This is a genomic window from Actinomycetospora atypica, from assembly GCF_042653685.1.
GTDB classification, from domain to species: Bacteria; Actinomycetota; Actinomycetes; order Mycobacteriales; family Pseudonocardiaceae; genus Actinomycetospora; species Actinomycetospora atypica.
In genome coordinates this window covers 16,531-39,850 of record NZ_JBHSIV010000007.1, presented here as the reverse complement: position 1 = coordinate 39,850, position 23,320 = coordinate 16,531, and the positions used below count along the sequence as shown (strand labels likewise).

Genomic DNA, 23,320 nt, shown 5'->3' with positions numbered 1-23,320 from the left:
GCGGGTACGCCACCCCATGGCCGACGACGACGCCGACACGATCCGCGAGAAGTTCTCCGACTCCGTCAACATGACGGCGAAGGAGCTCGACGACTGGCTCGACACCGACGAGTCGCAGTCGGTGGGCAACGCCTCGGGCGACGAGGAGTCCACCGGGCACTACATGGGACGACGGATCGTGGAGATCCAGCACAAGAAGGTCGCCGACCTCGACGACGACGACCTCGCCGCCATGAAGAAGGTCAGCGGGTACGTGGCCCGGCACCTGAAGCAGAAGCCCACCAAGGAGGACGTCGAGACCTCGAAGTGGCGCTACTCGCTGATGAACTGGGGCCACGACCCGCTGAAATAGGCGGCGGCGCGTGGGCGTCAGCCCAGGTCGGTGATCTTGATGCCGGCGTGCACCTTGTAGCGGCGGTTGATCGCGATGAGGTTCGCCGTCAGGCACTCGACCTGGTAGGCGTTGCGCAGCCGCCCGCCGAAGACGCCCCGCACCCCCGGGATCGCGTCGGCGAGCGCCCGGACGACGTCGGTGGCCTCGCGGTCGTCGCCGAGCACCAGCACGTCGCAGTCGACCTCGTCCTGGTCGAGGTCGGCCAGCAGCACCGCGGAGACGTTGTGGAAGGCCGCGGTCACCCGCGACTCGGGCAGCAGCTGCTCGGCCTGCTGCGCGACGCTGCCCTCCTCCACCGGCAGCGGGTACGGGCCCTTCTTGTCGAAGCCGATCGGGTTGACGCAGTCGATCAGGATCTTGCCGCGCAGGGGTTCGACGAGGCCCTTGAGCGTCTCGGCGTGCGACTCCCACGGCACGGCGGCGAGGACGACGTCGGCCTCGGCCGCGCAGGTGGCGTTGTCGGCGCCGCGGACGTGGTCGGTCCCCGTGAGCTCGCGGTACTCCGCGGCGGACGCCTCGGCCCGCTCGGCGGCGCGCGACCCGATGATCACGGGGATGCCGGCCTTCGCCCACCGGAGCGCGAGCCCCTTGCCCTGCGCGCCGGTGCCGCCGAGCACCCCGACGGTGAGGGTCGTGGGATCGATGGGTTCGGTCACGGGCACTCCTGGGCGATCGGTGGCGAGACAGTCAGGTCGGACTGTTTCCGGGTTGATATCACGCGCGACTGCCCGCGTCGAGCAGCGTGGCGAACTCGGCGTGCAGGGCGGCCACGGCCTCGTCGGCCGCCGACGAGATGCCGGTGAACCCGAGGAAGCCGTGCGTCAGGGACGGGTGCTCGCGCAGGCGCGCGTCGACACCCGCGGCGACCAGCGCCTCGGCGAACGCGCGGCCGGCGTCGCGCAGGGGGTCGAACCCGGCGGTCGCGACGATCGTCGGGCCGAGGCCGGCGAGGTCGGCGCGCAGCGGGCTCAGCCGGGTCTCGCCCTTCGGCGACGTCCCGCCCAGATAGAGCTTCGAGCAGGCCACGACGTCGCCCGCCGTGAGGAAGTACCCCTCGCCGTTCTCCTTCACCGAGGCGTAGCGCCCCTCGAAGTCGGGCGGGGGGTAGACGAGCAGGGTCCCGACGACGGCCGTACCCCGGTCGCGGAGGGAGAGGGCCGCCCCGGCGACGAGGTTGGCCCCGGCCGAGTCACCGGCCAGCCCGAGGCGGGTGGGGTCGGCGTCCCAGTCGTCCGCGTGGGAGAGCACCAAGTCGACGGCGGCGAGGACGTCGTCGTGGGGCGCCGGGAAGGGGTGCTCCGGCGCGAGCCGGTGGTCGACGGCCACGACGACCGCGCCGGTGTCGTCGGCGAGCCGCTGCGCCACCGGGTCGTAGACCGCGCCGCCCCCGAGCACCCAGCCGCCGCCGTGGACGTGCACGACGAGCGCCCCGCCCGCCCCGGCCGGCCGGTGCACCCGCACCGGCACCGGGCCGTCGTCGCGGACCTCGGGAGCGCGGTCGGCGGGACGGACCGTCTCACTCATCAGGGTGGCGAAGCGGGTGCGGGCCGCGTCGATCCCGGCGGCGGTGTCGGTGCCCGCGAACATGGCCTCGTCCCTCGCGGCCAGGCGTTCGAGCAGGGCGGCGGTACCCGGGTCGAGGGAGGTCACGCGGGAACCCTACGGGCGCTCGCGATGTTGCTGAATCGAGACCTCCGCGGTGGGCAACCGACGGTGCCGCCCGGCGTCTGACTCAGCGTCCGGAGCGGCACGGCCGCCACACGCCCCGCCCGACACCCGTTCCCCGTCACGCGACACCGAAGGACTCCGCGCTCCCGATGGCTCTGCCCTGGCCCCAGAACACCCCGACCCTCCCCCGCATCGCGCTGTCCGAGCGCTCCTCGTGGGCGTCCACCACGGTGCCCGCTCTCGTCGGGCGGGCGCGCGAGCTCGCGACGTCGCCCGTGACCGCCCTCGTCGTCATGGTGCTCGGCCTCACCGGCCTGTTCGTCCTGCCGATGGTGGGGCTGCCGTTCGTGGCCCTCGTCGTGCTGCCCGTCGTCGTGTACCAGCTGCGCGCCGAGCAGCGGCACCAGCTGCGCCGCGCCCGCCGCTGACACCACCCGCACACCACCGCCCCCGGTCCTCCTCGAGGAGGACCGGGGGCGGTCGTGTGTCCGGGGTCGATGCCGAGTGGGCGTTGACGGCTGCCCGCGCCGCCCTCAGTGCCCACTCGGTGATCGGGCGGGCGCCGAGTGGGCGTTGACGGCTGCCCGCGCCGCCCTCAGAGCCCACTCGCGGCGGCGCCTCTGCGCGTCCCGCGCACATCTCCGTCAGATCGTGCTGCCCACTCCAGCCACGGCGATCAGGACGATGAAGAAGACGACGAAGGCCACGCCGAGACCGATCAGGATGTAGCCGATGATCAGGCCCGCGAGGGCGAGGCCGTCGCCCTGCTCCCCGCGCTCACGGATCTGACGTCGCGCGATGTGTCCGCAGATGACGCCGCCGATCGCGGTGAACCCGATGATGAAGCCCAGCAGCGAGAGCACCAGCGAGACGATCGCGAGGCTGTTGGTCGGGGCCGCCGCGCCGTAGCCGCCGTACCCCGGAGGCGGGCCGTACCCGGGGGCCGGACTGCCGGGGCCGGACTGCGCGGGGTAGCCGCCCGACTGGCCGTAGGCCGGCTGCCCGTAGCCGGTCTGGCCGTACTGCTGGCCGTAGCCGGACTGCTGGCCCGAGCCCGACTGGCCGTACCCGGGCTCGGCGTAGCCGGGCTGGCCGTACTGCTGCTCGGAGCCGGTCTGGCCGTACCCCTGGCCTCCGTAGCCCTGGCCGCCGTAGCCCTGGCCGCCGTACCCGGAGGCGTCGTACCCGGAGGTGTCGCTGGGGCGGTCTGCGGGTTGGTCGGTCGGCTGCGAGGAGGACCCGGGGTACGCGGTCGGCGGCGGGTAGCCCGTGCCGTCCCCCGACGTCCCGGCCTGCTCGCCCTGCGGCCGCGCGAACGGGTCGGCGTCCCGCGGCTCCCGGCTCGACTCGCTCATGTCCTCGTCCCCACGTCATCGGGGGTCGACGGCCCCCGTGACGCGGCATCCTCGCACGGCTCCCGTTACCGGACACGGATCTCGGGCACGGCGGGGCGATCCGGACCCGGAGGTCCACCAGAACGGTCAGGAGCCCGACGAGGGTGTCGGCACGGAGGCCGGGGGCGTCGGCACGGTGACCGGGGGCGGGGTGGTTCCCGGTGTCGTCGTGCCGGGCGTCGTCGTGCCGGGCGTCGTGGTCCCGGGCGTCGTGGTGCCCGGCGTCGTGGTCCCGGGCGTCGTCGTCCCGGGCGTGGTGCTCCGCGGCGGCGCGTTCCTCGGCGTCGTGGCGCCGGGGCTCGTCGGGCGGGGCCGCGGGGGACGCGAGGACTCGCCGACCGGGCCGCCGCGGCGCGGGCCCCCGGAAACCGGGCCCCCGGAGACCGGGCCCCCGGCGGCGGGGCCGCTGCCGACCGGTCCGGCGGCCGGCGGGACCACGGCCGCCCAGGGCGACGCCGGAGCGGAGGCCGGCGGCGTCGGCAGCGGGCCCTGGTTCGCGCGGAGGTCGACCTGCGGCGTGGTCGGGTCGGCGGCCGTGGTCGTCGGGACGCCGAGGTCGGTGATCGCCGGTGCCGCCCCGGGGACCGCGGCGACGGCCGGGCCCTGGGGCGTCGGGAAGGACGCGGTGCCGCCGAGCACCGCCGCGAGGTCGGGGACCATGGCGAGCGAGGTGGAGGTGCCGGTGACCGTCTGGAAGACGGCGGTGCTCACGGCGGCGGCCCCCATGAGGGAGACGCCGACGACGGCGATGCGCCGGCGCCGGTCCGCGGGGTCGGGCGCGTCCGTCGTCGTCTGCCCCGACACCGTCCTCGGATCCACCCGTCGTCCTCCCGTGCCCGTCGTCCCGCGGAGACCACGGCGGTCCGGACTCCTGCCCGGGCCCGGACGGCCGCGTACCCAGTCCAACGCGCGAACGGTGTAGTCGTCCTTCTGCTGATCAGGCGGAGTGTCCTGCGGCCGGACGGGCGTGCCCTCGGCGGGCGGATGCGCCGCGCCGACCTGCGGGACCCGCTCCTGATCGTCTGCGGACGACCGCTCACCGAGTCACCCTCGGCAGCCGGAGCGGGGCGGGCGGGGGAACACGGTCCCCCGTGATCGCCCGATCGGCCCTACGATCCGCCGCGTGTCCCGCGCAGCCTCCCCGGCGGAGGACGACTCCCGTCCCGCCACCACCCCCGCCGTCGCCGACTCCTCGACGAGCGCGACCGGGCTCGTGGGCGTGGTCGACGCGGCCCTGCGCGAGGCCTCGTCGGTGGCGGGCCGGGTCACCTCGGCGGCGACCAACGTCCGGGACCGCTTCTGGGAGGGCCACCTCGCCGACACCCGCCGGATGCCCCGCACGGCCGTGACCGGCGCCCGCGGCTGGATGCTCCACCGCTACGCGCCCCTGCCCGGCCGGGGGACGGACGTCGTCGGGACGCCGATCCTGCTGGTGCCCCCGCTCGGGGCGCCCGACCTCGCCTTCGACCTGCGCCGCGGCAACAGCCTCGTCGAGTTCCTGCTGCAGCGGGGGCGGGCGGTCTACGTGGTGACCTACGACGCGGCCTTCTGGAGCGGTCGTCGTCGGGGGCTGGAGACCTGGGTCGACGACGTGCTGCCCGCGGCGATCACCGCCGCGGCCGAGGACGGCGACGGCCCGCTGCACCTCGCCGGGTGGAGCCTGGGCGGGCTGTTCGTGCTGCTCACCGCGGCCGCGCACGACCTGCCGGTGGCGTCGGTGACGGCGTTCGCGGCGCCGGTCGACGTGGCCGCCGTGCCGATCGTCGCGCCGTTCCGGTCGATCGCGGAGTACACCGGCGGCCAGATCTTCACCACGGCGTACCGGCTGCTCGGGGGCTTCCCGGCGGCGGCGGTCCGGGCGGCGTTCCAGCTCACCAGTGCCGACCGCTACCTGACGAAGCCGATCACGATCCTGACCCACCTCGACGACCGCGAGCTCCTCGAGCAGATGGAGGCCGTCGACGTCCTGATGCGCAACATGGTGGCCTACCCGGGGCGGGCGTTCGGGCAGGTGTTCCACCACGTGATCCGCGGCAACGAGATCGCACGGGACGCCGTGGAGATCGACGGCCGCCCGGTCCACCTCTCCGACGTCACCGCGCCGGTCCTGCTGATCGCGGGCGCCGACGACGGCATCGCGCCGGTCGACGCGGTCCGTCGCGGGGTGGAGCTGCTGACTTCCTCGAGCGACCTGCGCTTCGAGATCGAGCCCGGGGGCCACCTCGGGGTGCTCTCCGGGCGGCGGGCCCGCACGCACAGCTGGCCGACGTTCCTCGACTTCGTGACCGACCACGACGCCTAGAACCACACCGGTGTCATTCGGCCCCCGGGGGTGTCCGAGGGCCACTGGGCCAGGTGTCGTACCGTCGGCGCGCCCTGCTCCCCCGTGGAAGGACACCTCGCGTGGCCCTCACCCTCAAGGCTGCTCTGCTCGACTCCGACAAGCGCGGATTCGTCGTCACCGACCTCGAGAACCTCGTCGACGAGGAGGTCAAGGACAAGAGCGGACTGTCCGGTGGCGTGATCAAGACCGGATACGCCGCGGTCAAGAAGGTCAAGCCCGGCATCATCTGGGGCGTCATCGACACGCTGCTCGACGAGTTCGTCGAGGCGCTCGAGCCGCACTGGACCGCCTACTCCGCGTCGCCCACGGGCGACTTCGGCGCCTACCTCGCGTCGCACCCGCAGCCCGTGTCGGAGGCCCTCCTCGGCGTCACCGACCGCCGCGCGCAGCGCTCGAGCCGCCAGGCCATCACGTCGATCTACTCGAAGCTGCGCCCGAAGGCCCAGGAGAACGTCATCGAGGCGCTCCCCCGGCTCGGGCGGGTCGTGGAGAAGCACAGCGTGTGAGTACCCGTGAGCACTTTCCGGGGCGATAGCCCCGGAAAGTGCTCACAGGCGCGTCAGCGCACCGCCGCGGGCAGCCGCCGGATCGAGCCCTCCGCGCGCAGGTCGGCCAGCGTCGGGTAGCCGTCGACGGCCATGACGAGGTCGGCCTCGGCGAGCACCGAGCGCAGGTGGTGCACCACGCCGTCCTCGCCGCCGAGGGCGAGCGCGTAGACGTACGGCCGGCCGAGCCCCACCGCCGTCGCCCCCAGCGCCAGCGCCTTGGCCACGTCGGCGCCGCTGCGCACCCCCGAGTCGAACAGCACCGGGACGTCGCCCGCCGCCTCGACCACCCCGGGCAGCGTCTCGAGCGCCGGGAGCCCGCCGTTGGCCTGGCGGCCGCCGTGGTTCGAGCAGTAGAGGCCGTCGACCCCGGCATCCACTGCGCGCCGGGCGTCGTCGGGATGGCTGATGCCCTTGAGCAGGATCGGCATGTCGGTGGCCTCGCGCATCCACGTGAGGTCGTCCCAGCCGACGCTGTGCCCGAACAGCCGCGACCACAGCGAGATCGCCGCCCGCGGGTCGTCCTCGGGGCTCTCGGTGAGCAGGGCACGGAACGCCGGGTCGGAGAAGTAGTTCGCGAGCACGTGCCCGCGCAGTTGCGGGAAGTTCGCGGTGTTGAGGTCGCGGGGGCGCCAGCCGGTGACCCAGGTGTCGAGGGTGACGACGAGGCCCGAGAAGCCCGCCTTCTCGGCCCGCTGGATCAGCGAGACCGCCACGTCGCGGTCCTTCGGCGTGTAGAGCTGGAAGAAGCCCGGGGTGTCGCCGAGGGCCTCCGCGACGTCCTCCATCGGGTCGTTCGTGAGCGTGGACATCACCATCGGGACGCCGGTGCGGGCGCAGGCGCGGGCGACGGCGAGGTCGCCGTGGAAGTCCTGCGAGCAGATGCCGATCACGCCGACGGGCGCGCAGAACAGCGGCGTCGGCAGGTCGACCCCGCAGATCGTCGTGCGCAGGTCGCGCTCGTAGGCGCCGTTCATCATCCGCGGGACGATCCCCCACCAGCCGAACGCCTCGGCGTTGCCGCGCTGCGTGCGCTCGTCGCCGGCGCCGCCCGCGACGTAATCGAGGATCCAGTCGGGCAGGGCCGCCGCGGCCGCCGCCTCCAACGAGGCGAAGTCGACCGGCCAGCGCGGCAGCACCCCCTTGAGCCCCGCGCCGTAGATCTCCAGCTGGTAGTCCCCGTACTGAGCCACCCGTAGATGCCACCACGCCGGGGCCCGGGCCACCACCCGCCTACGGTGACACCGTGGATCTCGTCGCCCGCCTGCGCGCCGCGGGCTGTGTGTTCGCCGAGGACGAGGCCGCGCTGCTCGTCGGGGCCGGCGCCGACGAGGCGATGGTCGCCCGGCGGGTCGCGGGCGAGCCGCTCGAGCACGTCCTGGGCTGGGCCGCCTTCCGCGGCCTGCGGGTGGCGGTCGCACCCGGGGTGTTCGTGCCGCGGCACCGCAGCGGGCTGCTGGTCGACCTCGCGGTGGCCCGCGCCGCGCCCGGCGCGGTGGTCGTCGACCTGTGCTGCGGCACCGGCGCGCTCGGCGCGGCGGTCGCCACCGAGGTGGGCGGGATCGAGCTGCACGCCGCCGACGTCGACCCGGCCGCCGTCGCCTGCGCCCGCCGCACCGTGCCCGGGCAGGTCCACGAGGGCCACCTCGACGCCGCCCTGCCCGCCGACCTGCGCGGACGCGTCGACGTCCTGCTCGCCTCGCCGCCCTACGTGCCCACCGACGAGATCGCCGCCATGCCCCCGGAGGCCCGCGAGCACGAGCCGCACCGCACCCTCGACGGCGGCACCGACGGGCTCGACCCCGCCCGCCGCATCGCCGCCCTCGCCCCGGGCTGGCTCGCGCCGGGCGGGGTGCTGCTCGTGGAGTGCGCCACCCACCAGGCGCCGGACCTCGCCGCCGCCGTGCAGGCCGCCGGCCTCGCGGCCACCGTGCACCACGACGACGACGCGACCACCGTGGAGGGCCGATGACCGACGTGCAGACCGTTCTCGCGCATCGTCGGGACAGCCGGAGAGGGGAGCACGCCGATAGGGAGGCCCGCGTCGCCCTCGTCGTCGAGGGCGGCGGCAGCCGCGCGACCTACTCGGCCGGCATGGCCGCCGCGCTCGAGGACGCCGGGCTCGGCGGATGCTTCGACGCCGTGTACGGGGTGTCGGCGGGGTCGCTCAACGCGGCCTGGTTCACCGCCGGGATGGCCCGCGAGGCGATGGCGCCGTGGACCGACCGGTCGGTGATGCGCGGGACGATCGGGCCGTGGCGCGCGCTGCGCGGCGGCCGGGTGGTCGACCTCGCCCACCTCGTGGAGCACGTCTACGTCCACGAGTTCCCGATGCCGTTCGCGACCGTGCTCGCCGGGCCCTTCCACCCGATGGCCACCGACGCCGACTCGGGCGCCTCCACCGACCTGCGGGGACTGCTCGCCGGTCCCGACGACGTGCCGCGCGCCCTGCAGGCCTCCTCGACGCTGCCGGTGCTCGCCGGCCCGCCGGTGTCCCTGGGCGGGCGCCGGTTCGTCGACGGCGGGCTCTCCGAGCCGGTCGCGGTGCACACCGCGCTCGCCGCCGGCGCGACCCACCTCGTCGTCCTGCGCACCCACGCAGAGCAGCACGCCCCGGCCGAGCCGCCGAGCCTCGTCGACGCGGTGGTCCGGCGGTGGCTGCGCCGCCACGCCCCGGGCGTGCTGGAGCCGTGGCGCCGGCGGGTCGCGAAGGCCCGGGAGACCGAGGCGCTGCTGGCCGACCTCGGCGAGCGCGTGCTGCAGGTGCGACCGCCCGCCGACGCCCCGGCGGTGTCCCGGACCTCGACCGACCTCGTGCTGCTCGGCGAGGCCCTCGCCGTGGGCCACGAGGCGGCCCGCGTTCAGCTCACGGCCACCCACGAGGCGAGCAGCGGCAGCACCCGGTCGGTCGGCGAGCCGGGTTCCACGGTGTAGATCACGAGGCGCTGCTCGGGGTCGTGCGGCGCGACGACCGCCTCGATCCCGAACTCGAGCGGGCCCGCCACGGGGTGGTCGATCCGCTTGGCGACCGAGGTCCGGTCGGTGACGCCGTGGTCGTCCCACCAGCGGGCGACGTCGGGGTCGAGGGCCCGCAGCTCCGCGACCTGGGCGGCGAGCCGGCGGTCCTCGGGGTGGCGGCCCACCTCGTAGCGCATCGCCCCGACGGCGGCCGCCGCGAAGTCGGACCAGTTGACGATCCGCTCCCGGGCACCCGGGTCGAGGAAGAGCCAGCGGGCGAACGACGAGCCCGGGGCGAGGTCGGTCCCGAGCACCGGGGCCAGCAGCGGGCCGCTCGCGAGCACGTCGGAGCGGCGCCCGAGCAGCAGGGTGGGGACGTGCGCGAGGGTCGTCATGAGGCGCAGCAGTCCCGGGTCGGGGCGCTGGGCGACCTCCCAGCCGGAGTCGCGGCGCCGCGCCGGGGCGGCGAGGTCGCGCAGGTGGGCGCGCTCGACCTCGTCGAGCCGCAGCGCCCGGGCGAGCGCGGTGAGCACCTCGTCGGTGAGGGTCGACTGGCGGCCCTGCTCGAGGCGGCTGTAGTGGTCGGGGCTCAGCCCGGCCAGCACCGCGAGCTCCTCCTTGCGCAGCCCCGGGACCCGCCGCGGCCCCGGGAACGGCGTGATGCCCGCCTGCGCCGGGGTCAGCCGGTCGCGGCGGGAGCGCAGGAAGGCGCCGAGGGCGGATCGGTCGGGCACCCCTCCAGCGTAGGTCGGGGGGCCGGATCAGCCTGGTCACGTCGTGACCTGGTTGCTCCTCGCCGCCGGGTGTCCGGTGTGGGCATGGCTCTCCACGCGATCGTCACCGGTTCCACCAGCGGCATCGGCGCCGCCACCGCCCGCGCTCTCACCGCGGCCGGCGTCCGCGTCCTCGTCACCGGGCGGGACAAGTCCCGCGGCGACGCCCTCGTCGCCGAGCTCGGCGGGGACAGCGTGTTCGTCCCGTCCGACCTCGCTGCCGGGCCCGACGAGGTGCGCGCCTTCGCCGCCGCCGCGACCGGGGCGCTCGACGGCCGGGTCGACGTCCTGGTCCACAACGCCGCGGTCTGCCCGGCCGTCGACACCGTCTCCCTCACCGACGCCGACCTCGACACCGCGCTCGCGGTCAACGTCCGCGCGCCGCACGTCCTCACCGCCGCGCTCGCCCCGGCGATGGCCGGGCGCGGGAGCGGCGCGATCGTCGTCGTCGGGTCGTGGATGGCGCACGTGGGCCACCCGTTCGTCGGGCTCTACTCGGCCACGAAGGCCGCCGAGATCCAGCTCGCCCGCAGCTGGGCCGCCGAGTTCGGGCCGCGCGGGGTGCGGGTAAACACCGTCTCGCCCGGGGCCACGCGGACGCCGATCAACGAGAACGACGACGCGGTGGTCACCGCGATGACGGCCCGCACCCCGGCGGGCCGGCCGGGGCGCCCGGAGGAGGTCGCGGCGGCCATCACCTGGCTGGTCTCCGACGCCGCCGGCTACGTGCACGGCGCCGAGATCGCCGTCGACGGCGGGATCACCTCGACGAGCCTCGGCTGAACACCTCCAGGTGGTCGGCGACCGGCCCGAACGTCAGCATCCCGCTGCCCGCGCCGGCCACCTCCCCCGCCGCGGGTTCCAGCGCGGCGACCGCCCGGTCGAGCACCGCCCGGTCCCCGACGACGAGGGACGCCCGCCCGGCGAGGATCCAGAGCACGTCGGCGAGGTGGCCGGGCGGCGGGTCGGGCGGCACCGGGGATCCGGTCACCCAGGGCGTGTAGGGGCCGGCGTCGGGCAGCAGTCCCGCCGGCTCGCCGCGGAGCATCCGGGCGCCGAGCAGGGCCAGGGCGAGCAGCCCGTCGCGGACCCCGGGCATCCCGGCGCCGGCCAGCCCCGCGTCGGCCGACCGGTAGCGCTCCTCGGCGTCCGGCTCCCCCGCCGACGCCGCCCGCATCGCGTCGAACCACGCCACGAGGACCCCCGCGCCGGGGCTGTCGTGACGGCGTCCGAGCTCGTCGACGGTCGCGGCGTGCCCGGCGGCCCGGTCCAGGTCGCCGAGACCGGAGTGCGCCTGCATCAGGACGAGGTGGCCGTGGACCAGCGAGGTCGGCCGGTCGTGCGCCGTCGCCAGCCCGACGATCTCCTCCCCCAGGCCGACCCGCTGGGCCGCGCTCCCGGGGCCGGACGCCCACACCGTCCGCGCGGCCAGGGCGTGCAGCAGGACCGCCGGGTCGCCGGTCGTCCGGGCGACCGCCTCCGCCTCGAGCGCCGCGTCCGGGCCGCGGGGGCCGGGCAGGCCGCGGGTCTCGAGCGCCACGGTCGCGAGCAGGCGGGCCCGGGTGCCCGGGGACACCTCGCCGCGCAGGCCCTGCTCGGCCGCCGCCGCGAGGACCGCGGAGGCCGCCGGGTCGTCGGAGCGGGTCCAGACGCTCGGCACGTCGTAGGCCCCGAGGAGGCGCGCGGTCAGTGCCGGGTCGCCGAGCTCCTGCGCGGCCGACACGGTCGCGGCGTGGCGGGTCAGCGCCGTGACCGGGCCGCCCCCGTGCACGGCGAGGGTGCGCAGCAGGGTGGTCGTCGACTCCAGCGTCGCGCGGCTGCCGAGCCCGGTGATCGTCGTCCAGAGCCCGTCCGCGGCGCCGTCGAGGTGGGGCGCGCGGCGTAGGACGTCGGTCTCGAGCTGCGCGAGCGCGGGGCCGGGGTCGGTGCCGAGCTCGTCGGCGAGCCGGGCCCGGGCGCGGCGCAGGACGGCGAGGGCGTCGCCCTCGCGGCGGGCGCGGTAGAGGGCGAGGGCGAGCAGGCGCCAGCCCTCCTCGCGCCACGGGTGCTCGACGGTGTGGGCGTCGAGGTCGGCCACGGCCTCGTCGGGCCGGCCCGCGTCGAGCCGCGCTCGTCCGAGCGCCTCGACCGCACCGAGCCGCAGCTCGGTCAGCCGGGCCCGCTCGCCGCGCGCCCACGGGGCGTCGAGCCCGGCGAGGGCGGGCCCGCGCCATCGTGCGAGTGCGCCCGCCAGCCGACCCACGGCATCGTCGGGAAGGTCCTGGATCTCTGCCTCGAAGTCCCAGGCGTCGACGGCTCCCTCGAAGGCGTAGCCCGGGCCGCGGGTGACGACGAGGCGCGGCGGGCGCTCGGTCTCGAGCGCGGCGCGCAGGGCCGCGACGAACGTGCGGACCGACCCGGCGGGGTGGGCCGGGAGGTCGGCACCCCAGAGGTCCTCGATCAGCACGTCCAGGGGCACCGTCCGGCCGCGGGCGACGACGAGACGGGCGAGGACGGCGCGGTGCCGGGGCCCGCGGAGGTCGATCTCGCGGCCGTCGGCGTCGACGGCGTCGACCGGTCCCAGGATGCGTACTGATCGCACGCTCATCGGCGGCGGCGAGCCTCGTCGTCGTGACCTTCTCCGACTTCCGCACCGAGCGTGTCCCCGGCGTCGACGGCGTGGAGCTGCACGTCGCCGTCGACGGCCCGGCCGACGCCCCGGCCGTCGTGCTGCTGCACGGCTTCCCGCAGACCCACCTGATGTGGCGCCACGTGGCGCCCGCCCTCGCCACCGACCACCGCGTGATCTGCCCCGACCTGCGCGGCTACGGCGCCAGCGACAAGCCCGCGACCGGCTACGACAAGCGCACCATGGCCGCCGACGTCGTCACGGCGGCCAAGCACCTCGGCGCCGACCGCTTCGCCCTCGCCGGGCACGACCGCGGGGCGCTCGTCGCGATCCGCGCCGGCCTCGACCACCCCGACGTCGTCACGCACCTGGCCTCCCTCGACGTGCTGCCGGTGCCCGAGATGTGGGACGTCCTGCACGGCGTCGACGCCGCCGTGGCCTTCCACCTCTACCTGATGGCGCAGCCGCCCGGACTGCCCGAGGCCATGATCGCAGGCGCCCCGGACGCGTTCTTCGGCTTCTTCCTCGACACCTGGGGTGGGAGCTTTCCCGACGAGGTCCGCGAGGAGTACCTGCGCGCGTCGCGGGAGGCGGTGCCCTCGATCGTCGCCGACTACCGCGCCTCGGCGGGCGTCGACCTGGAGCTCGATCGTGCCTCCCGCGCGGCGGGCGAACGGCTGACGATGCCGGTCACCGTCGTGCAGCAGGACTGGGGCGGCGCGCTCGGGTTCGACGCCGCGGGCCTGTGGAAGGCGTGGGCCGACGACCTGGACCACCGCACCCTGGACGCGGGGCACTTCATGGCCGAGCAGGCCCCGGAGGAGGTCACGGCCATCCTGCGAGGGGCCTTCGGCACGTGAGCACTCATCCGTGCCGGGACACGGATCAGTGCTCACGAGGCCGCAGGCCACCCCTCAGCGCGGCAGGACGGCCGAGTAGCCCTGCTCCTCGAGCCACGGCAGGAGCTGGCGCGCCGCGGCCACCGTCTGCCCGCGCGGTCCGCCGCCGTCGTGCAGGAGCACCACCGCCCCCGGGTGCACCCGCTGCTGCACGCGCTGCACGATCGCGGCGGCCCCGGGCGTCGTCCAGTCGAGCGGGTCGACCGTCCAGCCCAGCGACCGCATCCCGTCCTGCGCCGACATCCGGATGAGCTCCGGGGACCACCGGCCCTCCGGCGCCCGGAAGAGATCGACGTCGGCGCCGCCCGCGGCCTGGACCAGCACGTCCCGGCTGGCCCGCAGCTGCCGGTCCATGACGGCGGGGGTGCGGGCGCCGATGCCGGGGTCGTGGGTGATCGTGTGGTTGCACAGGCGGTGCCCGGCGGCGACGACCTCCCGGACGAGGTCGGGGTGGGCCTGGGCCTGCCCGCCGACCATGCAGAAGACGGCCTTCATCCGGTGCTGCGCGAGCAGGTCGAGGATCTGCGGGGTCGTCGCGGGGTCGGGCCCGTCGTCGAAGGTGAGCGCCACCGTGCGGCCCTTGCCCCCCGTCGTCGTGAGCAGGGTGGGCGCGATCGCCGGGCGGGCCGGGGCCGGGGCGGCCGGGACGATCGGCGGCCCGGCCGCGGGGACCGCGAGGCCGGGGCCCGCCGCCAGCGTGGTGGCGGGCCCGCGGTCGAGCAGCACGACGGCGGTGACCCCGGCGAACACCGCGACGACCGCGAGCAGCCCGGCCCACCGGTAGACGTACGGGGGACTCACGATCTGGCGGAGGATCACGCGCCGTCGCCGGGTCAGCAGTGTCACAGGAACCTCATCCGTCACATGAGTATCAGGCGTCACACCATAGAGCGATGATCTTCCTGGTCAAGGACGACGCGCGGCCGAGCGCGCGTGGGCTGCCGCGGTGCCGGGAATCGTGCTCCGGAATCCACGAGAGGAACCACATGAAGACCGCGAAGCTCGGCGCCCTCGAGGTGGGCCGCATCGGCCTCGGCGCCATGGGCATGTCCCACGGCTACTCGGGCGCCGGGAGCGACGACGACGGGGCCGTCCGGACGATCCACCGGGCGCTGGATCTCGGCGTCACGCTGATCGACACCGCCGAGGTCTACGGGCCCTACGTCAACGAGGAGCTCGTCGGGCGCGCGTTGGCGGGCCGGCACGACGAGGCCGTGCTCGCGACGAAGTACGGGTTGATCTCCCACACCGGGCGCGAGGGCGCCGACTCCTCGCCCGAGAACGTCCGGCAGGCCGTGGAGGGCTCGCTGCGCCGCCTCGGCGTCGACCACGTCGACCTGCTCTACCAGCACCGCGTCGACCCGCGGACGCCGATCGAGGAGACGATCGGGGCCGCGGCCGAGCTCGTCGCCGCCGGCAAGGTCCGGTACCTCGGGCTCTCGGAGGCGTGGACCGACACGATCCGCCGCGCCCACGCGACGCACCCGATCACGGCGCTGCAGTCGGAGTACTCGCTGTGGACCCGCGAGCAGGACGAGGTCCTCCCGGTGCTGCGCGAGCTGGGGATCGGGCTCGTCCCCTACTCGCCGCTCGGCCGCGGGTTCCTCACCGGCACGATCCGCTCGGTCGCCGACTTCGACGACGACGACATGCGCCGCACCAACCCGCGCTTCGCCGAGGAGAACTTCCGGGCGAACCTCGCCGCCGCCGACGAGGTGCGGGCCGTCGCCGAGGACGCCGGCGCGACGCCCGCCCAGGTCGCGCTCGCGTGGGTGCTCTCGAAGGGCTCCGACGTCGTGCCGATCCCGGGCACCAAGCGGGTCGCGCGGCTCGAGGAGAACGCGGGTGCCGACGCGGTGGAGCTCACCGACGCCCAGCTGCGCCGCCTCGACGACGTCACCCCCGCGCGGGGCGGGCACCACTCGGAGTCGCAGATGACGTTGATCGAGAGGTGAGCACCTGTGAGCACTGATCCGTGTCTGGGCACGGATCAGTGCTCACGGGCGCTTGCGCCCATCGGCGTAACCTCGGAGGTGGATCGACGAGAGCCCCGGACCCGGTCATCGCGTCCGGCCGCACGTCGCCTCGCCCGCCCGCGCGGGACCAAGGAAGACCTCCATGAGCGCTGTCCTGATCATCGTCCTCGCCGTGGTGGTGCTGGGACTGATCGTCCTGAGTTCGAGCGTCCGCCAGGTGCAGCAGTACGAGACGGGCATCGTCCTGCGCTTCGGCCGGCTGCTGCCCCGCACCCGCCAGGCCGGCCTGTCGCTGATCGTCCCCTTCGCCGACCGCATGGTGAAGGTGAACAAGCAGGTCGTCGTCCTCGGCGTCCCCGCCCAGGGCGCCATCACCCGCGACAACGTCACGCTCACCGTCGACGCCGTCGTCTACTTCCAGGTGACCGACCCCGTGAAGGCCGTCATCAACGTCGAGAACTACCTGCAGGCCACCTCGCAGGTGGCCCAGACCTCGCTGCGCTCGGTGATCGGCCGCGCCGAGCTCGACACGCTGCTCTCCGACCGCGACCAGATCAACGCCGAGCTCCGCGGCGTCATCGACGGCCCGACCGAGGACTGGGGCATCACGATCGCCCGCGTCGAGGTCAAGGACATCACCCTGCCCGAGGGCATGCGCCGCTCGATGTCGCGCCAGGCCGAGGCCGAGCGCGACCGCCGCGCCCGCATCATCGACGCCGACGGCGAGTTCCAGGCCTCGACGAAGCTGTCGCAGGCCGCCGCGGCCATGAGCGACACCCCCGGCGCCCTGCAGCTGCGCCTGCTCCAGACCGTCACCGACGTCGCCGCCGAGAAGAACAGCACGCTGGTCATGCCGTTCCCGGTGGAGCTCCTGCGGTTCTTCGACCGCATCACCGGGCCCGACGCCACCCCGGCTCCGGTCGAGACCCCGGCTCCGGTCGAGACCCCCGTTCCCGACGAGGCCGTGGTCAGCACCAACGGGGCCGTCACCGCCTAGGTCACAGGGCCGCCAGGTACGCCTCGGCGGCCCCGTGCACGCGGGCCTCGTCGCCCCCGGCGAGCAGGTCGAGCAGCAGCCCCCGCAGGGTCGCGACGACGAGGGTGGCCCGCCGGGCGGCCTCCGCCGGGTCGGTGCCGGGCCCCTGGGCCCGGCACAGCGCCCCGGTCCACTCGACCCCGACGACGTCGAGGAACCCTGCGTAGGCCTCCGGCGCCTGCAGGGCCTGGCCGAGCACCGCGAAGAACAGCCGGAACGTCGGGCGTCGGGCGGGGTCGGAGCTCTGGGCCCACACCGCCCGGGCCGCCGCCGCCAGGTCGGGTGCGTCGCCGACGGCCAGGGTCATCCGGTCGCGCAGCCGGGCGAGGACGGCGGCGAGCAGCTCCTCCTTCGTCCCGAAGTGGTGCACCAGGGTCGTGCTCGACACCCCGAGCGCACTCGCGAGGGTCCGCCACGACAGGTCGGCGAACCCGTGCTCCGCGGCGTGGTCGACGGCCGCGTCGAGCAGCTCGGCGCGCCGCCGGTGGTCCACCGGGCGTCCGACCACCGCTGGCTCCCCCCGTCGGTCCTGCTCGTCGAGGGCCGACCGTACGACGCGGTGGTCGGGCCCCCGGGATCAGGCCATTCCCGAGGCCGCCAGCGGGTCCCAGCCGGGCGTCCGGAGCAGGGTCTGCAGCTGGCGGCGCCGGACGCCGATGTTGCTGCCCTCGATCAGCGGATAGGCCAGCGCCTCGTCGAGGTACTCGTAGATCGGGTAGTGCCGGTCGTAGGCGGTGACCCCGACGACCTGCACCAGTCGCTGGATCACCTCGACCGCGGTCTCCGACCCGAACACCTTCGCGTGCAGGCCCAGTTCGAGCGCCGAGGGGTGCTGGGCCATGACGGCGTCGAGGGCCCGCCAGGTGAGCAGCCGGGTCGCCTCGATGCGGCCCTTGGCGTCGGCGAGGACGTCGGACACCGCCTGGTGGGCGATGATCGGCTCGGCGCCGCCGCGCGTCTCGGTCAGCGCGAACCGGTGCGCGAGCTCGAACGCCCCCCGCATCGCCGCCACGGCGAAGATGCCGATGGACGCTCCGCTGGGCACGAAGGCGTTGCGGGTCAGCGCGACGCCCTGGCCCTCCTCGCCGAGCAGGTTGGCCTTCGGGATCCGGACCTCGTGCAGCCGGACCCGGGAGGTCAGGCAGCCCCGCAGACCGGGCAGGTCGTAGTGCTCCTCGACCTCGAGGTGCCCCGCGAGGTGCTCCCGCTCGGCGACCAGCAGGGACACGCCCCCGGGCGCGCGGACGACGATCGTCATAAGGTCCGGCCCGTCGCCGTCCCACCCCGACAGGTGCGAGGCCCAGGCCTTCGTGCCGTCGACGACGTAGTCGTCGCCGTCGGGGGTGGCCGTCGTCGTGGTGCCCGTCCCCGGGGCCTCGGCATCGAAGTTGGCGCTGCCGCCGGGCTCGCTGAACGCCATGGCCGCCAGCGGCGCGCCCTCGTCGGCCAGGAACGGCGCGACGAACCGCTGCACCTGCTCGGGAGTCCCGGCCTCGTAGACGGGTGTGAGCGCGATGAGCGGCCCCGCGAAGGAGATCGTGAAGTCGGGGCTCTGGGTCGCCCACTCCTCGATGAAGATCGCGGCGTCGACCCCGCTGCCCGCCGCGCCGCCGACCGCGGCCGGGACGAGCCCCTTCAGGAAGCCGTGCCCCACCGCCTTCTCGAAGACCGGGCGGGCGAGCATCGCCCGCGTCAGCGGGTCCGGCTCGGCCCGCACGGCCGCGGCGAGATCGCGCAGGTGCTCCTCGGCGAAGGCGCGGGCGCCCGCCTTGAGCTGCTCCTGCTCGGGGCTCAACTGGAACGACACGGTCGCGGGGGCCTCCTCGGTGCTCCCGGGCAGCGTCGCCTCTCGGCCCCGGCGCGGTCTCGGCGTTCCGTGCGGCGCGACCGTGCCGTTCGTGCGCTCAGCGGCCGCGCATCTCCCGCGGGGAGACGCCGAAGTGCCGGCGGAAGGCCCGGCTGAACGACGTCGGGTCGTCGAAGCCGTGCGCGGCGGCCACCGAGGTGACGGTCGCCGTGCCCCCCGGCTCGGCGAGCAGGGTGGCGCACCGCTCGAGGCGCAGCCGACGCACGGTCGCGGCGAAGCTCTCGTCGGCGTCGGCGAACAGGGTGTGCGGGGTGCGCGGCGAGATCGCGAACCGTCGGCAGACCGCCTGCACGCTCAGGTCTCCTCCGAGGTGCGCCCGGGCGTGCGCGAGCACCGCGGCCCGGGTGGGGCCGGCGGCCTCGTCGTCGGGCCCGGACGCGGCGGCCGCGACCGCACTGGCGAACGAGTGCGTGAGGTCCGCCGACCCGGGCGTCTCCTCGTCGAGCGGCCACAGCGCCGTCATCAGCGCCGTGACCACGGCCCCGGGACCGGAGGCGTCGACGGGTCGCCCGAGCGCCGGACGCCGTCCGCCGAGCGGGCCGTCGAGCAGGGCGTGCGGGAGCCGGTAGGAGAGCATCTGCCAGGGCCGGTCGAGGGTGAAGAAGTAGGGCTCGGCGGTGTCGACGACGACGAGCTGGCCCTCCTCGACCACGGTCGTCGTGCCCCGCACGGTCGTGATGCACCGGCCGCGCAGCTGCAGGTTGACGAAGTACCAGCCGTCGTCGGTCCGGGCGACCTCGCGGGGGCCGTGGTCGGTGCGCTGCGGCCGCGAGCGCAGGCGTGCCCGGTTCAGCTCGGCGAGCCGGTGGGTCTCCACCTTCGCGACGAAGCCCTCCTCGTCGAGGGTGCGGTGCGGCGTCAGGGGGACGAAAGCCTGGCAGATGACCTCGTGCCAGTAGCCGAACTGCTCCCGCGCCGGCAGCACGGCGCTGTCCCACGTCGCCACGGACGCCAGTGAAGCGCACCTCCGTGCTCGGCCGCCAGTTCCTAGTACAGTCGTTCTATGAACACCGTGTCCCGCCCCGTCGTGTCCGTCGCCCCGGTGCTCCTGCCCGGCGCCCACCGCGAGGTCCCCGTGCGGATCTCCGCCCCGGCCGACGGCGGGGACCTGCCGGTCGTGCTGTTCGCCCACGGCTTCGGGTCCTCCCTGCGCGGCTACGGGCCGCTGACCGACCACTGGGCGGCGGCCGGCCTCGTCGTCGTGCAACCGACCCACCTCGACTCGCGCACCGTCGGCCTCCCGGCCGGGGACCCGCAGTGGTCCTCGCTCTGGCGGACCCGGGTGGAGGACCTGCGGACGGTCCTCGACCACCTCGAGGGCGTGGAGGCCGCGGTCCCGGGCCTGGCCGGACGCGTCGACCGCGGTCGGGTCGCCGCCGCCGGGCACTCCTTCGGCGGCCAGACCGCCGGCATCCTGCTGGGCCTGCGGGTCCTCGACCCCGACACCGGCGAGGGCCCCGACCTGTCCGACCCGCGGGTCTCCGCGGGCGTCCTGCTCGCCACGGCCGGCCGCGGGGGCGACGCCCTGCGCCCGGGCGTCGCCGAGCAGCTGCCCTGGCTGCGCCGCCCCGACTTCTCGACGATGACCGCCCCGGCCCTCGTCGTCGCCGGCGGTGCGGACGCGAGCGCCCTGACCACGATGGGGCCCGCGTGGTCGGAGGACCCGTTCCACCTGAGCCCGGGCGGCCGCGACCTCGTCGTCCTGCCCGGGGCCGAGCACTCCCTCGGCGGCATCCCCGGCTACGACGCGGCGGAGACCACCGACGCCGACCCGGCCCGCGTCGCCCTCCTCCAGCGCCTGACGACCGGCTGGCTGCGTCGCGCCCTCGGTGCCGACGACGAGGCGTGGCGCGCCGCGAGCGCCGACCTTCCGGACGGCGTGCTCCGCACCCGGGAGCGGACGGGGGTGTCGTAGGCCCGACACATCGGGCACCAGCGGCGATGACGCGCGCGAACGGCAACCGGACCTTCGGCCTCGGCGTCGCCGCGGGGGTCGCGGCGGCCGCGGCCGCCCTGGTGGGACGCAAGGCGGTGTCGGCCGCGACGATCGGCGCGGGACATCCGCTCAAGCACCGGGCCCTCGACCTGGCCTCCGGCCTGCTCCAGGCGAAGTATCCGGTCGAGGCGATGAGCACCTACCTCAACGGCTTCCACATGTACGCCGACGACATGGGCCGCCAGGTCGAGGCGAGCCACTTCTGCATCCACCTGCAGCACGACCTGCACCAGTGCGTCATCTTCGACCGCAACGCCGCCGACGCCCGGCTCATCGGCATCGAGTACATCGTCAGCGCCGAGCGGTTCGCCGAGCTCCCCGAGGACGAGAAGCCGCTCTGGCACAGCCACCACCACGAGGTGAAGTCGGGCGTGCTGGTGGCCCCGGGGATTCCCGAGATCGCCGAGCGCTCCTACTTCGAGGACCTGGTCACGACCTACGGCAAGACGTTCCACACCTGGCAGTACGACCGCGACGACTTCCCGTACGGCATCCCCCAGCTGATGATGGCGTTCACCGGCGACGGGCAGGCCGACGAGTCGGCGGTCGCTGAGCGCGACCGCCGCCTCGGGGTCTCGTCGTCGCAGCGCCGGCAGAAGCGGGCCGGGATCCCGACCCCGGAGGTCCTGCCGGGCGCCAACCCGTGGGAGAGCGGGCGCAGCGTCCAGATGCGCCTCGAGGAGGTCGACTTCCGGCGGCCCTGACGGCTACGAGAGGGCGTCCCGGATCTTCGAGCCGCGCTCCTTGACCTCGCCCTGGACCATGTCCTTCTGGCCGTCGCGCTCGAGCTTCTTGTTGCCGGTCAGCTTGCCGACCTGCTCCTTCGCCTTGCCCTTGACCTGCTGGGAACGGTTCTTCGCGGTGTCGTCGACGGCCATGGAGCCGACGGAACACCTCCGTGATCGGCTCCGGCAAGCAGGCGGCGCCGGTACCGGCGGGTAAGACGGCACCCGCAGCAGCGTCCTGGGCCGGGCGCGGACGTCGTCACGGGGAGGAGAGAGCAGTGGACCTCGGCAGGTGGCTCGACGCCCGCAGCGGACCGGCGCCCCACGAGGACCGGACGCTCGAGGGCGCGGCGCACTTCACCCGCGCCCAGGTGGAGCAGCTGGTCGACCGCAAGTTCCGGGACGACCCCCGCCGCGGCGCCCGGACGAAGGAACGGCTCGCCACGGTGGACGACGCCCGGATCGAGGACCTGACCCGCCAGGCGTTCGCCTGCTTCCACGACCTCGTCGCCCTGCTCGCCTGCGAGGCCCTGCCCGGGCTCGGGCCGGCCACGGCGAGCCTGCTGCTCGCGGCGCAGGCGCCGCACCGCTTCGTCGTGATCGACAGCCGGGTGCTGGCGGCGCTGCGCGACCTCGGGCGGTTCCCGGCCGGCGGTCACTTCGACGTCGCGGAGCACTGGGAGCCCTACCTCGTCGCCTGCCGGGAGATCGCCCGGGAGACCGGGAGGGACCTGCCCGCCGTCGGCCGGGCGTTGAGTGTCGGTGGGTCGACCTAGTCTCGTCGTCATGATCGAGGTCGAGACCACGGCGGGCCGGGTGCGCGGGCGCGTCGAGGGACCGGTGAGCGTGTTCCGCGGCGTCCCGTTCGCCGCCCCGCCCGTGGGCGCGCGCCGCTTCGCCGCCCCGGAGCCGCCCGAGCCGTGGGACGTCCTCGACGCGGCCACGTTCGGGCCGGTGCCGCCGCAGTCCGCGCAGGGGCCCGTGCCCCCGGCGCCGACCGTGCTCGACGATCCCCGCGGCTGGCTGACCGCCAACGTCTGGTCCCCCGACACCACCGGCGCCCGCTCCGTCATGGTGTGGGTCCACGGCGGGGCCTACCGGGCCGGCAGCTCCGCCGAGCCGAGCTACGACGGGGCCGTCCTCGCGGGCGAGGGCGGGGTCGTCGTCGTGACCTTCAACCACCGCGTCGGCCCCGAGGGCTACGGGTTCATCGAGGGCGCGCCCGCCAACCGCGGCCTGCTCGACCAGGTCGCGGCGCTGGAGTGGGTCCGCGACAACGCGGCGGCGTTCGGCGGCGACCCCGGGCAGGTCACGGTGTTCGGCGAGTCCGCCGGCGCCGGCGCGATCGCCTCCCTGCTCGCCATGCCGCGGGCCGTCGGGCTCTTCGGGCGCGCGATCCTGCAGAGCGTCCCCGGCACGTTCTTCTCCCCCGCCCTCGCCGCCGACGTCATGACGACGATCGCCGCCGGCCTCGGCCGTCGGGCCACGGTCGACGACCTGCGTGACGTCGCCCCCGACGACCTCGTCGCCGCCGGGGACGCCCTCGACATGCGCGCCCACCTCGACCGCTGGGGCGTCCTCGCGCTGACCCCCACGCCCTACTCCCCCGTCGTCGACGGCGAGGTCCTCCCGGCGTCGCCGTGGGAGGCCCTGCGCGCCGGCGCCTCGGCCGACGTCGAGGTGATCGTCGGCCACAACCGCGACGAGTTCCGGCTCTTCCTCGTGCTCGGCAACCTGCTCGGGCGGGTGACCCCGGAGATGGCGGCCGCGACCGTCGCGGCGTTCGCCCCCGACCCCGACGCGTTCCGCGCCGCGCACCCCGAGTCCACCGACGAGCACCTGTTCGAGCTCGTCCAGTCCGACTGGCTCTTCCGCATGCCCTCGCTGCGGATCGCCCAGGCCCATCGCGGTCGGTCGTACCTCTACGAGCTCACGGTGTCCGCGTCCGGGCGGGGCGGGGTCCTGGGCGCCTGCCACGGCCTCGACGTCCCACTCGTGTTCGGCACCCGGACCGGCGGGCTCACCGACATCGTGCTGGGCCCCGAGCCGCCCGCGGGCATCCTCGGGACCTCCCGGGCGATGCGCGCGGCCTGGACCGCCTTCGCCCGCGGGGAGGGCCCGGGGTGGGGCCCGTACG

Annotated in this window: 25 protein-coding genes and 1 pseudogene; 14 read left to right on the top strand and 12 right to left on the bottom strand. The window is 75.3% G+C overall.

Translation table 11 applies throughout. The features are described 5' to 3' along the window. Positions 1–16 precede the first annotated feature (16 nt). Positions 17–352, top strand: coding sequence for a DUF3140 domain-containing protein (locus ACFPBZ_RS08665; protein ID WP_378035629.1), 336 nt, complete (start codon positions 17–19; stop codon positions 350–352). Between the two features lie 17 nt (positions 353–369). On the opposite strand, the gene npdG is transcribed toward ACFPBZ_RS08665, so the two are convergent. Together npdG and ACFPBZ_RS08655 are read right to left on the bottom strand one after the other, a co-directional pair. Then, a complete protein-coding gene (gene npdG, locus ACFPBZ_RS08660) occupies positions 370–1,050 on the bottom strand; it encodes an NADPH-dependent F420 reductase (protein ID WP_378035628.1) in 681 nt (226 codons plus the stop codon). A gap of 58 nt (positions 1,051–1,108) precedes the next feature. After that, positions 1,109–2,044, bottom strand: a complete 936-nt coding sequence (locus tag ACFPBZ_RS08655) for an alpha/beta hydrolase (protein ID WP_378035627.1) — start codon at positions 2,042–2,044, stop codon at positions 1,109–1,111. A gap of 167 nt (positions 2,045–2,211) precedes the next feature. Between ACFPBZ_RS08655 and ACFPBZ_RS08650 the strand changes: the two genes are divergently transcribed. Continuing rightward, the gene (locus ACFPBZ_RS08650) at positions 2,212–2,490 is read left to right on the top strand and encodes a hypothetical protein (RefSeq protein WP_378035626.1); all 279 of its coding nucleotides are present in this window, start codon (positions 2,212–2,214) and stop codon (positions 2,488–2,490) included. A 216-nt stretch (positions 2,491–2,706) separates the two neighbouring features. On the opposite strand, the gene ACFPBZ_RS08645 is transcribed toward ACFPBZ_RS08650, so the two are convergent. Next, complete coding sequence (locus ACFPBZ_RS08645) at positions 2,707–3,417, bottom strand: DUF4190 domain-containing protein (protein WP_378035625.1); 711 nt, start codon at positions 3,415–3,417, stop codon at positions 2,707–2,709. A gap of 126 nt (positions 3,418–3,543) precedes the next feature. Then, positions 3,544–4,275, bottom strand: coding sequence for a hypothetical protein (locus ACFPBZ_RS08640; RefSeq protein WP_378035624.1), 732 nt, complete (start codon positions 4,273–4,275; stop codon positions 3,544–3,546). Positions 4,276–4,579: 304 nt separating this feature from the next. Between ACFPBZ_RS08640 and ACFPBZ_RS08635 the strand changes: the two genes are divergently transcribed. Next, complete coding sequence (locus ACFPBZ_RS08635) at positions 4,580–5,758, top strand: alpha/beta fold hydrolase (RefSeq protein WP_378035623.1); 1,179 nt, start codon at positions 4,580–4,582, stop codon at positions 5,756–5,758. Positions 5,759–5,859: 101 nt separating this feature from the next. Beyond that, positions 5,860–6,306, top strand: coding sequence for a DUF6918 family protein (locus tag ACFPBZ_RS08630; protein ID WP_378035622.1), 447 nt, complete (start codon positions 5,860–5,862; stop codon positions 6,304–6,306). A gap of 53 nt (positions 6,307–6,359) precedes the next feature. Here the strand turns inward: ACFPBZ_RS08630 and ACFPBZ_RS08625 are convergent, their stop codons facing one another. Further along, positions 6,360–7,538, bottom strand: a complete 1,179-nt coding sequence (locus ACFPBZ_RS08625) for an alpha-hydroxy-acid oxidizing protein (RefSeq protein WP_378035621.1) — start codon at positions 7,536–7,538, stop codon at positions 6,360–6,362. Between the two features lie 53 nt (positions 7,539–7,591). On the opposite strand from ACFPBZ_RS08625, the gene ACFPBZ_RS08620 reads away from it, so the two are divergent. Further along, positions 7,592–8,317 (top strand): putative protein N(5)-glutamine methyltransferase, encoded by a 726-nt coding sequence (locus ACFPBZ_RS08620; protein ID WP_378035620.1) that lies wholly within the window; start codon positions 7,592–7,594, stop codon positions 8,315–8,317. Continuing rightward, complete coding sequence (locus ACFPBZ_RS08615; protein WP_378035619.1) at positions 8,314–9,279, top strand: patatin-like phospholipase family protein; 966 nt, start codon at positions 8,314–8,316, stop codon at positions 9,277–9,279. Before ACFPBZ_RS08620 ends, ACFPBZ_RS08615 begins: the two co-directional genes overlap by 4 nt. Here the strand turns inward: ACFPBZ_RS08615 and ACFPBZ_RS08610 are convergent. Next, entirely contained in the window at positions 9,207–10,037 is an 831-nt protein-coding gene (locus ACFPBZ_RS08610) for a helix-turn-helix transcriptional regulator (protein ID WP_378035618.1), read from the bottom strand. The genes ACFPBZ_RS08615 and ACFPBZ_RS08610 overlap by 73 nt on opposite strands. Positions 10,038–10,121: 84 nt before the next feature. Between ACFPBZ_RS08610 and ACFPBZ_RS08605 the strand changes: the two genes are divergently transcribed. Beyond that, positions 10,122–10,859 carry an SDR family NAD(P)-dependent oxidoreductase gene (locus ACFPBZ_RS08605; RefSeq protein WP_378035617.1) on the top strand — a complete coding sequence of 246 codons (738 nt, stop codon included), beginning with the start codon at positions 10,122–10,124 and terminating at the stop codon, positions 10,857–10,859. On the opposite strand, the gene ACFPBZ_RS08600 is transcribed toward ACFPBZ_RS08605, so the two are convergent. Continuing rightward, positions 10,837–12,663 (bottom strand): BTAD domain-containing putative transcriptional regulator, encoded by a 1,827-nt coding sequence (locus ACFPBZ_RS08600; protein WP_378035616.1) that lies wholly within the window; start codon positions 12,661–12,663, stop codon positions 10,837–10,839. The two genes, ACFPBZ_RS08605 and ACFPBZ_RS08600, sit on opposite strands and share 23 nt — an antisense overlap. 23 nt (positions 12,664–12,686) lie before the next feature. On the opposite strand from ACFPBZ_RS08600, the gene ACFPBZ_RS08595 reads away from it, so the two are divergent. Next, positions 12,687–13,544 (top strand): alpha/beta fold hydrolase, encoded by an 858-nt coding sequence (locus ACFPBZ_RS08595; RefSeq protein WP_378035615.1) that lies wholly within the window; start codon positions 12,687–12,689, stop codon positions 13,542–13,544. Between the two features lie 54 nt (positions 13,545–13,598). On the opposite strand, the gene ACFPBZ_RS08590 is transcribed toward ACFPBZ_RS08595, so the two are convergent. After that, on the bottom strand, positions 13,599–14,429 hold the full coding sequence (locus ACFPBZ_RS08590; RefSeq protein WP_378035614.1) for a polysaccharide deacetylase family protein: 831 nt from the start codon (positions 14,427–14,429) through the stop codon (positions 13,599–13,601). A 140-nt stretch (positions 14,430–14,569) separates the two neighbouring features. Here ACFPBZ_RS08590 and ACFPBZ_RS08585 point away from each other — a divergent pair, with 140 nt between their 5' ends. After that, positions 14,570–15,538 (top strand): aldo/keto reductase, encoded by a 969-nt coding sequence (locus ACFPBZ_RS08585; protein ID WP_378035613.1) that lies wholly within the window; start codon positions 14,570–14,572, stop codon positions 15,536–15,538. 163 nt (positions 15,539–15,701) lie between these two features. Then, on the top strand, positions 15,702–16,556 hold the full coding sequence (locus ACFPBZ_RS08580) for a slipin family protein (RefSeq protein ID WP_378035612.1): 855 nt from the start codon (positions 15,702–15,704) through the stop codon (positions 16,554–16,556). 1 nt (position 16,557) lies between these two features. On the opposite strand, the gene ACFPBZ_RS08575 is transcribed toward ACFPBZ_RS08580, so the two are convergent. The 3 genes from ACFPBZ_RS08575 to ACFPBZ_RS08565 form a co-directional block, all read right to left on the bottom strand. Further along, positions 16,558–17,103 (bottom strand): TetR/AcrR family transcriptional regulator, encoded by a 546-nt coding sequence (locus tag ACFPBZ_RS08575; protein ID WP_378035611.1) that lies wholly within the window; start codon positions 17,101–17,103, stop codon positions 16,558–16,560. A 69-nt stretch (positions 17,104–17,172) separates the two neighbouring features. Further along, complete coding sequence (locus tag ACFPBZ_RS08570; RefSeq protein WP_378035610.1) at positions 17,173–18,402, bottom strand: acyl-CoA dehydrogenase family protein; 1,230 nt, start codon at positions 18,400–18,402, stop codon at positions 17,173–17,175. A 97-nt stretch (positions 18,403–18,499) separates the two neighbouring features. After that, positions 18,500–19,408, bottom strand: coding sequence for a helix-turn-helix domain-containing protein (locus tag ACFPBZ_RS08565; RefSeq protein ID WP_378035609.1), 909 nt, complete (start codon positions 19,406–19,408; stop codon positions 18,500–18,502). 57 nt (positions 19,409–19,465) lie between these two features. Between ACFPBZ_RS08565 and ACFPBZ_RS08560 the strand changes: the two genes are divergently transcribed. Beyond that, on the top strand, positions 19,466–20,377 hold the full coding sequence (locus tag ACFPBZ_RS08560; RefSeq protein ID WP_378035608.1) for an alpha/beta hydrolase family protein: 912 nt from the start codon (positions 19,466–19,468) through the stop codon (positions 20,375–20,377). A 26-nt stretch (positions 20,378–20,403) separates the two neighbouring features. Continuing rightward, positions 20,404–21,162 (top strand): OBAP family protein, encoded by a 759-nt coding sequence (locus ACFPBZ_RS08555; protein ID WP_378035607.1) that lies wholly within the window; start codon positions 20,404–20,406, stop codon positions 21,160–21,162. 3 nt (positions 21,163–21,165) lie between these two features. On the opposite strand, the gene ACFPBZ_RS08550 is transcribed toward ACFPBZ_RS08555, so the two are convergent. Next, positions 21,166–21,336, bottom strand: coding sequence for a CsbD family protein (locus ACFPBZ_RS08550; RefSeq protein WP_378035606.1), 171 nt, complete (start codon positions 21,334–21,336; stop codon positions 21,166–21,168). 125 nt (positions 21,337–21,461) lie between these two features. Here ACFPBZ_RS08550 and ACFPBZ_RS08545 point away from each other — a divergent pair, with 125 nt between their 5' ends. Together ACFPBZ_RS08545 and ACFPBZ_RS08540 are read left to right on the top strand one after the other, a co-directional pair. After that, positions 21,462–21,959 carry an 8-oxoguanine DNA glycosylase OGG fold protein gene (locus tag ACFPBZ_RS08545; RefSeq protein ID WP_378035605.1) on the top strand — a complete coding sequence of 166 codons (498 nt, stop codon included), beginning with the start codon at positions 21,462–21,464 and terminating at the stop codon, positions 21,957–21,959. 10 nt (positions 21,960–21,969) lie between these two features. After that, positions 21,970–23,319 (top strand): annotated as a pseudogene (locus ACFPBZ_RS08540) (carboxylesterase/lipase family protein); the annotation flags it as partial. Position 23,320 lies beyond the last annotated feature (1 nt).